This window comes from Pseudomonas sp. HMWF006 (assembly GCF_003061205.1).
GTDB lineage: Bacteria > Pseudomonadota > Gammaproteobacteria > Pseudomonadales > Pseudomonadaceae > Aquipseudomonas > Aquipseudomonas monsensis.
On sequence record NZ_QAIU01000624.1, the window covers coordinates 1 to 6766 of the forward strand.

11 protein-coding genes are annotated in these 6766 nt (G+C 61.3%); 5 read left to right on the forward strand and 6 right to left on the reverse strand.

From position 1 onward, the window contains the following. Window positions 1-172 (forward strand): sigma factor-like helix-turn-helix DNA-binding protein (locus DBR24_RS28915; RefSeq protein ID WP_305889155.1); only part of this gene is annotated, 172 nt, incomplete at its 5' end. A gap of 179 nt (window positions 173-351) precedes the next feature. Here the strand turns inward: DBR24_RS28915 and mtgA are convergent. After that, window positions 352-1074 carry a monofunctional biosynthetic peptidoglycan transglycosylase gene (mtgA, locus tag DBR24_RS28920; RefSeq protein WP_123469568.1) on the reverse strand — a complete coding sequence of 241 codons (723 nt, stop codon included), beginning with the start codon at window positions 1072-1074 and terminating at the stop codon, window positions 352-354. 74 nt (window positions 1075-1148) lie between these two features. Here mtgA and DBR24_RS28925 point away from each other — a divergent pair, with 74 nt between their 5' ends. The 4 genes from DBR24_RS28925 (at window position 1149) to trmB (ending at window position 3391) form a co-directional block, all read left to right on the forward strand. Next, window positions 1149-1520, forward strand: coding sequence for a DUF423 domain-containing protein (locus DBR24_RS28925; protein WP_123469566.1), 372 nt, complete (start codon window positions 1149-1151; stop codon window positions 1518-1520). An 80-nt stretch (window positions 1521-1600) separates the two neighbouring features. Further along, complete coding sequence (gene thiS, locus DBR24_RS28930) at window positions 1601-1801, forward strand: sulfur carrier protein ThiS (protein ID WP_128616406.1); 201 nt, start codon at window positions 1601-1603, stop codon at window positions 1799-1801. A gap of 60 nt (window positions 1802-1861) precedes the next feature. Next, a complete protein-coding gene (locus DBR24_RS28935; protein ID WP_110644432.1) occupies window positions 1862-2656 on the forward strand; it encodes a thiazole synthase in 795 nt (264 codons plus the stop codon). Between the two features lie 9 nt (window positions 2657-2665). Next, the gene (gene trmB / locus DBR24_RS28940) at window positions 2666-3391 is read left to right on the forward strand and encodes a tRNA (guanosine(46)-N7)-methyltransferase TrmB (protein WP_064589653.1); all 726 of its coding nucleotides are present in this window, start codon (window positions 2666-2668) and stop codon (window positions 3389-3391) included. Between the two features lie 131 nt (window positions 3392-3522). Here the strand turns inward: trmB and DBR24_RS28950 are convergent, their stop codons facing one another. From DBR24_RS28950 to metW, 5 genes are read right to left on the reverse strand one after another with little or no spacing between them, the layout of a single operon-like run. Continuing rightward, a complete protein-coding gene (locus tag DBR24_RS28950; RefSeq protein ID WP_095186985.1) occupies window positions 3523-3846 on the reverse strand; it encodes a DUF3392 domain-containing protein in 324 nt (107 codons plus the stop codon). A gap of 22 nt (window positions 3847-3868) precedes the next feature. Continuing rightward, window positions 3869-5074: a radical SAM family heme chaperone HemW gene (hemW, locus tag DBR24_RS28955; protein WP_128616407.1), complete on the reverse strand. Its 1206-nt coding sequence runs from the start codon at window positions 5072-5074 to the stop codon at window positions 3869-3871. Then, window positions 5071-5667, reverse strand: a complete 597-nt coding sequence (gene rdgB, locus DBR24_RS28960; protein WP_128616408.1) for an RdgB/HAM1 family non-canonical purine NTP pyrophosphatase — start codon at window positions 5665-5667, stop codon at window positions 5071-5073. Before rdgB ends, hemW begins: the two co-directional genes overlap by 4 nt. Further along, window positions 5664-6098 (reverse strand): DUF4426 domain-containing protein, encoded by a 435-nt coding sequence (locus DBR24_RS28965; protein WP_128616409.1) that lies wholly within the window; start codon window positions 6096-6098, stop codon window positions 5664-5666. Before DBR24_RS28965 ends, rdgB begins: the two co-directional genes overlap by 4 nt. Before the next feature lie 26 nt (window positions 6099-6124). Beyond that, window positions 6125-6745: a methionine biosynthesis protein MetW gene (metW, locus tag DBR24_RS28970; protein WP_123469559.1), complete on the reverse strand. Its 621-nt coding sequence runs from the start codon at window positions 6743-6745 to the stop codon at window positions 6125-6127. Window positions 6746-6766: the final 21 nt, after the last annotated feature.

Below are 6766 nucleotides of genomic sequence, written 5' to 3' on the forward strand. Positions count from 1 at the left end.
AGCGCTGGAAGTGCTGGACGAACGTAGCCGCGACATCCTCTACCAGCGCTGGCTGGCAGAAGAGAAAGCCACGCTGCACGACCTGGCGCAGAAGTACAACGTGTCGGCCGAGCGGATCCGTCAGCTCGAAAAGAGCGCGATGAACAAGCTCAAGTTGTCGATCGCCGCATAACCGGCGCTCAGGCAACAAAAAAACGCCCCGATCAGCGATGATCGGGGCGTTTTCATTTCAGGCTTCACACAAAACCCATGTGGGAGCGAGCTTGCTCGCGAAAGCGGAGTGTCAGTCACCGCCACTGCTGAATCCACCGTATTCGCGAGCAAGCTCGCTCCCACAGGGGATCTTCAGCGTTATTCAGACCAAGGCGCCCGGCGCGAATCATCAAGCCCCAGCAGATAACTGGTCCCGCCCAATTGACTCATCTGCTGCCGAATCCACCCGGCCCGGCGCGACACATAAGCCGTCGGATGGCTTGCGCTCCAGACGCGGGGGTTGGGCAGAACGGCCGCCAGATAACTCGCCTGCTGTCGTGTCAGCGACTTCGCGCTTACGCCAAAGTGATGGCGGGCCGCAGCCTCAGCGCCAAACACCCCGTCGTCCCACTCGACGCTGTTGAGGTACACCTCAAGAATCCGTTGCTTGGGCCAGAACACCTCGATCAGCGCGGTAAACCAGGCTTCCAGGCCTTTGCGCAAATAGCTGCGACCCGACCACAGAAACAGGTTCTTCGACACTTGCTGGCTCAAGGTGCTGGCGCCGCGAATCGAACCACCCAGCTCGTTATGCGCCAATGCGGCCTGGATCGCACTGAAATCAAAGCCCCAATGCTCCGGAAACTTCTGATCTTCACCGGCCATGACCGCGACTTTGAGGTCGTCGGAGATCTCGTCCCACGGTTTCCACGTGCGTTGCAGGTCGATCGGTTCGCCGTCGACCCAGGATTCGACTTTGCGCTCGACCATCAGCGCCGTGCCGGGCGGCGGCACGAAGCGGAACAGCAGGACCAGCACGACGCTGCCACCCGCGAACCAGAGCAGGGCCTTCGTGAGGCGACGGAAAATTGTACGCAGCATAGAGATGGCTTGGCCGAACCCGTGGAGCGGGCCATTATACAGACCCTGCCGATCGAGTCTGACTGGAGTTCCCAATGCTGCGTGGCTTTTTGATGCTGGCCGCTTTTTTCGGTTTCACCGGGGTCGCCTTGGGTGCCTTCGCCGCCCATGGCCTGAAAAACCGCCTGACACCCGAGTATCTGGCGATCTTCCATACCGGCGTCACCTATCAACTGGTGCACACTCTGGCGCTGTTCGGTGTGGCGCTGCTGGCCACGCAGATTCAGGGCCGACTGGTCACTTGGGCCGGCGTTTCCTTCACCGTGGGCATTCTGCTGTTCTCCGGCAGCCTGTATGTGTTGACCACCACCGGCATCAGCAAGCTCGGCATCATCACGCCGTTCGGCGGCCTGGCGTTTCTGGTCGGCTGGTTGTGCCTTGGACTTGCCGCCTGGCGCCTGCAGTAAACCGCTTGACGCTTGGTGCTGACCTTTAGGTCATGATCGGGCTAGAATGCCACCCCCTAAAAATGATGGCGGCCTAGCGCATGCGCATTCAGTTGAACGGCGAATCCCTTGAACTGCCCGACGGTGAAACCGTTGCGGCCCTGATCGCCCGTATGGACCTGACCGGTCGCCGGGTGGCAGTCGAACTCAATCTGGATATCGTCCCGCGCAGCCAGCATGCCGACACCCTTCTCAACGACGGCGATAACGTCGAAGTGGTGCACGCCATCGGCGGCGGCTAATCGCCCGGTTCGCAAGGGCACAGAATTCTGCAAGACCCTCACCCCTAAAGAGGATTCCCCATGAGCATCGTTCGTAGCGACAAGCCTTTCGTCCTGGCCGGTCGTACTTACCAGTCGCGTTTGCTGGTCGGTACCGGCAAGTACCGTGACATGGAAGAAACCCGCCAGGCCATCGAAGCCTCGGGTGCCGAGATCGTTACCTTCGCTGTGCGCCGCACCAACCTGGGCCAGATCGAAGGCGAGCCGAACCTGCTCGAAGTACTGTCGCCGGAGCGCTACACCTTCCTGCCGAATACTGCCGGTTGCTACGACGCCATCGAAGCCGTGCGCACCTGCCGCCTGGCCCGTGAGCTGCTCGATGGCCACAACCTGGTGAAGCTGGAAGTGCTGGCCGATCAGAAAACCCTGTTCCCCAACGTGATCGAAACCCTCAAGGCCGCAGAAACGCTGGTCAAGGAAGGCTTCGACGTGATGGTTTACACCAGTGATGACCCGATCATCGCTCGCCAACTGGCGGAAATCGGCTGCATCGCGGTGATGCCGCTGGCCGGTCTGATCGGTTCCGGTTTGGGGATCTGCAACCCGTACAACCTGCAGATCATCCTTGAAGAAGCCAAGATCCCGGTGCTGGTGGATGCCGGTGTCGGTACCGCTTCCGACGCCACCATCGCCATGGAGCTGGGTTGTGACGCCGTGCTGATGAACTCGGCCATCGCTCACGCCCAACAACCGGTAATGATGGCTCAAGCCATGCAGCACGCCATCGTTGCCGGCCGTCTGGCGTACCTCGCCGGCCGCATGCCGAAAAAACTCTATGCCAGCGCCTCTTCGCCGCTGGATGGTCTGATCAAGTAAGAGCCATTGATGACTGAATCGAACGACACGCCTATCCAGACGGAAGAAGGCGACGAGCGCCAACACCGCCGCATCAAGAGTTTCGTGATGCGCGCCGGGCGCATGACCGAAGGCCAGCAGCGCGGTCTGGACCAGGGCGCGCCGCTGTACGTGCTGCCGCTGGCCGATGCGCCGGTGGATTACGACCAGGTGTTCGGCCGCTCGGCGCCGCGCTCGCTGGAGATCGGTTTCGGCATGGGCCACTCGCTGCTGGAAATGGCCGCAGCCGCGCCGGATCAGGACTTCATCGGTGTTGAAGTGCACCGTCCGGGTGTCGGCGCGCTGCTCAATGGCGTGCTGACCCAGGGCCTGACCAACCTGCGGGTCTACGATTGCGACGCGATCGAAGTGCTCAACCGTTGCATCGCCGACAACAGCCTTGATCGCCTGATGTTGTTCTTCCCGGATCCGTGGCACAAGAGCCGTCACCACAAGCGTCGTATCGTTCAGGCCTCGTTCGCCGAACTGGTGCGCAGCAAGTTGAAGGTTGGCGGCATTCTGCACATGGCCACCGACTGGGAACCGTACGCCGAGTACATGCTGGAAGTGATGAACGTCGCCCCGGGCTACCGCAACCTCGCCGAAGACGGCAAGTGCGTACCACGCCCGGCCGAACGCCCGATCACCAAGTTCGAACGCCGTGGCGAACGTCTTGGGCATGGCGTGTGGGATCTGAAGTTCGAGAAACTGTCCTGATCTCAGGCTGTAGATGAACCTGTGGGAGCGGGCTTGCCCGCGATGAGGCCATAACATTCAACATTTTTGTCGACTGTTATGCCGCCATCGCGGGCAAGCCCGCTCCCACAGTGTTTTTTGGTGCATTAGATTCAGCGGCGGTCAGCGACGACGCCAATCAACACCAGCACCACCAACAACACCGGCGCCAGGCTGTAGTTGTTGAACTGGCTCAAACCCTTGATCACCCACGGCGTGGCGTAGATCAGCGCGGCGCCACTGCCGATCATGCACAGCAGCGCCATCAGCGGCACGCGCAGGGCGCCGGCGATACTGCCCAGGCGTTGCTCGACCCAGCCTTTGAAGTCAGCGCCGAACAGCACCAGCAGGCAGCCCACCAGGGCCAGGGCAATTTCCGAGAGGTTGCTGCGGCTCCAGCGGGACACCGTGGCGAGCAGGTCGAGTATCAAATCCATGCGTTTTCCCTTGGGACTGAAGTCAGGTCAGAAATTGTTGCAGCAAGTCGTTGAGAAACAGCTGTCCGCGCTCGGTAGCCGCCAGACGTGACGGTTCGACCTGCAACAGACCGCTTTGTTCTGCCGCTGCCCGGCCTTCAGCGAGGCTTTCCAGCGACAGCCCGGTGCGCTCAGGATACAGGCGCGATTCGACGCCGGCGGTCAGGCGCAAGGCATTCATCAGGAACTCGAACGGCATCTCGTCATTGGTCAGCGCTTTCTCGCCAGCCTGGAAGCTCTTGGCCGGGTTGAGATAGTCCTTCGGCAGGCGCGTCTTCCAGGTGCGCACGATGCGCCCGTCCGGGTGGCTGAGCTTGCCATGCGCACCCGCGCCAATGCCGATGAAGTCGCCAAAACTCCAGTAATTGAGGTTATGCCGCGCCGGGCGACCGGGCTGGGCATAGGCCGACACTTCGTATTGCGCGTAACCGTGCTCCGCCAGCAGCGCTTGCCCGGCCTCTTGGATATCCCACAGCGTATCGTCTTCCGGCAGCACCGGCGGCTGGTTCCAGAACACGGTGTTCGGCTCCAGTGTCAGCTGATACCAGGAGATGTGCGTCGGTTTCAGTTCGATCGCCTGGCGCAGATCGCTCAAGGCATCTTCCAGCGACTGATCGGGCAAGCCATGCATCAAGTCGAGGTTGAAGTTATCGAACCCGGCCTGCCGCGCCATCCCGGCCGCGCGCACCGCTTCGTCGCCGTTGTGGATGCGTCCAAGGGCCTCAAGCTTCTGCTGCTGGAAGCTCTGGATGCCGATCGACAGGCGATTGATCCCCAGCTTGCGATACGCGACGAACTTCTCTTGTTCGAAGGTGCCGGGGTTGGCTTCCAGGGTGATCTCGATGTCGTGGGCGAACGGAATGCGTTGCTCGACGCCTTTGAGCAAGCGCCCAAGCGCCTCGGCACTGAACAGGCTCGGCGTGCCGCCACCGAAGAAAATCGAGCTGATTTCACGGCCGTAAACGGCGTGCAGGTCCTGATCGAGATCGGCCAGCAACGCGTCGACGTATTCCTCTTCTGGCAGCACCGGGCTGGCGGTGTGCGAGTTGAAATCGCAATACGGGCATTTGCGCACACACCACGGGATGTGGATGTACAGCGCCAGGGGCGGCAGCGTTGGCAGCGGCGCCCGAGGCGAAGAAGCGGCGCCGCCGATGATCAGCGACGACGCGGAGGGGCTGTCGGTCATTTCAGGCCCAGACGCTGGCGCAGCAGATCCATTGCACGGGCGCGGTGGCTGATCTGGTTCTTGTCGGCCGGGCTCAGTTCAGCGCTGGACACGTCACGTTCCGGCACCCAGAACAGCGGGTCGTAGCCAAAACCGTGCTCGCCGCTGGCGGCGGTGAGGATGCGCCCGTGCCACAGGCCTTCGCAAAGGATCGGCAGCGGATCATCAGCGTGGCGCACCAGGGCGAGCACGCAGACGAACTGCGCGCCGCGCTCGGCTTGCGGCACGTCTTTGAGGGCGTCAAGCAGCTTGGCATTGTTCGCCGCATCGCCCTTGCCGTCGGCGTAGCGCGCCGAGTAGATGCCCGGGGCACCGCCAAGGAAGTCCACTGCCAGGCCGGAGTCATCGGCCAGCGCCGGCAAACCGGAGATGCGCGCGGCATTGCGCGCCTTGAGGATCGCGTTCTCGACGAACGACAGGCCGGTTTCTTCCGGCTCGACCTTGCTCCATTCGCCGATCGAGCGCAGTTGCACCGATTCGCCGAGCATGGCCTGGAGTTCCTTGAGTTTGCCGGCGTTATGGCTGGCCAGTACGAGTTGCTTGAGGTTCATCATTCGCCGGGGAAAAGCTCTTGGTTGAAATTGATGGTGTGGATCTTGTCGCCGTTCTGCACCTTGATTTCAAAGGTGCGGGTTTCCTGCTGCTCCACCGGGTACTGGGCGATGTAGTAGATCGCGCCCTGTTCGGTGACCTGGCGGAAATTCAGCGGCACGCTCTGGCTGGTCAGGTCTTTGACCGTGCCGGTGACGTTGGCGCTCAACGGTTTGCCGTCCTTGATCACCGAGACATTGATCACACCCTGGTTCTTGCTGCGGATCAGCTCGGCCGCTTTGGCGATGTCGGGTGTCAGGAAGGTCGAGTTGAAGGTGTTGTAGTGCACGGTAACGTCACCGAACACTTCCTTGCGTTCGCCCTTGATGGCATCGGCGGCCACCGCCGACAGACTCAGGCAGGCGGCCAATAGCACAGTAATCAAGCGACCCATGATCGTTCTCCTCGAAATGTCGTGGTTCAGACCGCGATCCGGTGATCTGCAAGCACCGGGCTGCTGACGCGGTAGATACCGATCTCACCTAACAGATTAGGCCATAGCTTACTGGCCCACCCGTGACGGTGCTGTTGATCCACGGCAAGCCGATCAATGACCTTCGCATCACGTTCGCGACAAAGTTCTTCAAAGTCTTCGAAGGTGCAGAAGTGGATGTTCGGCGTGTTGTACCAGGTGTACGGCAGGAACTCCGACACCGGCATGCGGCCCTTGCTCGCCAGGTACCAGCGGCAGCGCCAGTGACCGAAGTTGGGGAAGGTGATGATGCACTGGCGCCCGACCCGGAGCATTTCGTCGAGGATCCTGTCGGGATAATGCACGGCTTGCAGTGCCTGGGTCATCACCACAATGTCGAAGCTGTTGCTGGCGAAGTTGCCCAGGCCCTTGTCCAGATCCTGTTCGATGACGTTGATGCCCTTGGCCACGCACTCGGCGATGTTGTCCGGGTCGTTTTCCAGGCCATAACCGGTGACTTGCTTATTGTCGCGCAGCCAGGTCAGCAGTTCGCCGTCGCCGCAACCGAGGTCGAGCACGCGGCTGCCGGCGGGGATCCATTCCTGGATGATTTCCAGATCAGCTCTCATGGCTTGTTCACACCGTAATTC

Bases quoted from the DNA above. Each gene is read 5' to 3' on its own strand.
- mtgA (WP_123469568.1), bottom strand. From the start codon at position 1,074: ATGCTGCGTACAATTTTCCGTCGCCTCACGAAGGCCCTGCTCTGGTTC.
- DBR24_RS28925 (WP_123469566.1), top strand. From the start codon at position 1,149: ATGCTGCGTGGCTTTTTGATGCTGGCCGCTTTTTTCGGTTTCACCGGG.
- thiS (WP_128616406.1), top strand. From the start codon at position 1,601: ATGCGCATTCAGTTGAACGGCGAATCCCTTGAACTGCCCGACGGTGAA.
- DBR24_RS28935 (WP_110644432.1), top strand. From the start codon at position 1,862: ATGAGCATCGTTCGTAGCGACAAGCCTTTCGTCCTGGCCGGTCGTACT.
- trmB (WP_064589653.1), top strand. From the start codon at position 2,666: ATGACTGAATCGAACGACACGCCTATCCAGACGGAAGAAGGCGACGAG.
- DBR24_RS28950 (WP_095186985.1), bottom strand. From the start codon at position 3,846: ATGGATTTGATACTCGACCTGCTCGCCACGGTGTCCCGCTGGAGCCGC.
- hemW (WP_128616407.1), bottom strand. From the start codon at position 5,074: ATGACCGACAGCCCCTCCGCGTCGTCGCTGATCATCGGCGGCGCCGCT.
- rdgB (WP_128616408.1), bottom strand. From the start codon at position 5,667: ATGATGAACCTCAAGCAACTCGTACTGGCCAGCCATAACGCCGGCAAA.
- DBR24_RS28965 (WP_128616409.1), bottom strand. From the start codon at position 6,098: ATGGGTCGCTTGATTACTGTGCTATTGGCCGCCTGCCTGAGTCTGTCG.
- metW (WP_123469559.1), bottom strand. From the start codon at position 6,745: ATGAGAGCTGATCTGGAAATCATCCAGGAATGGATCCCCGCCGGCAGC.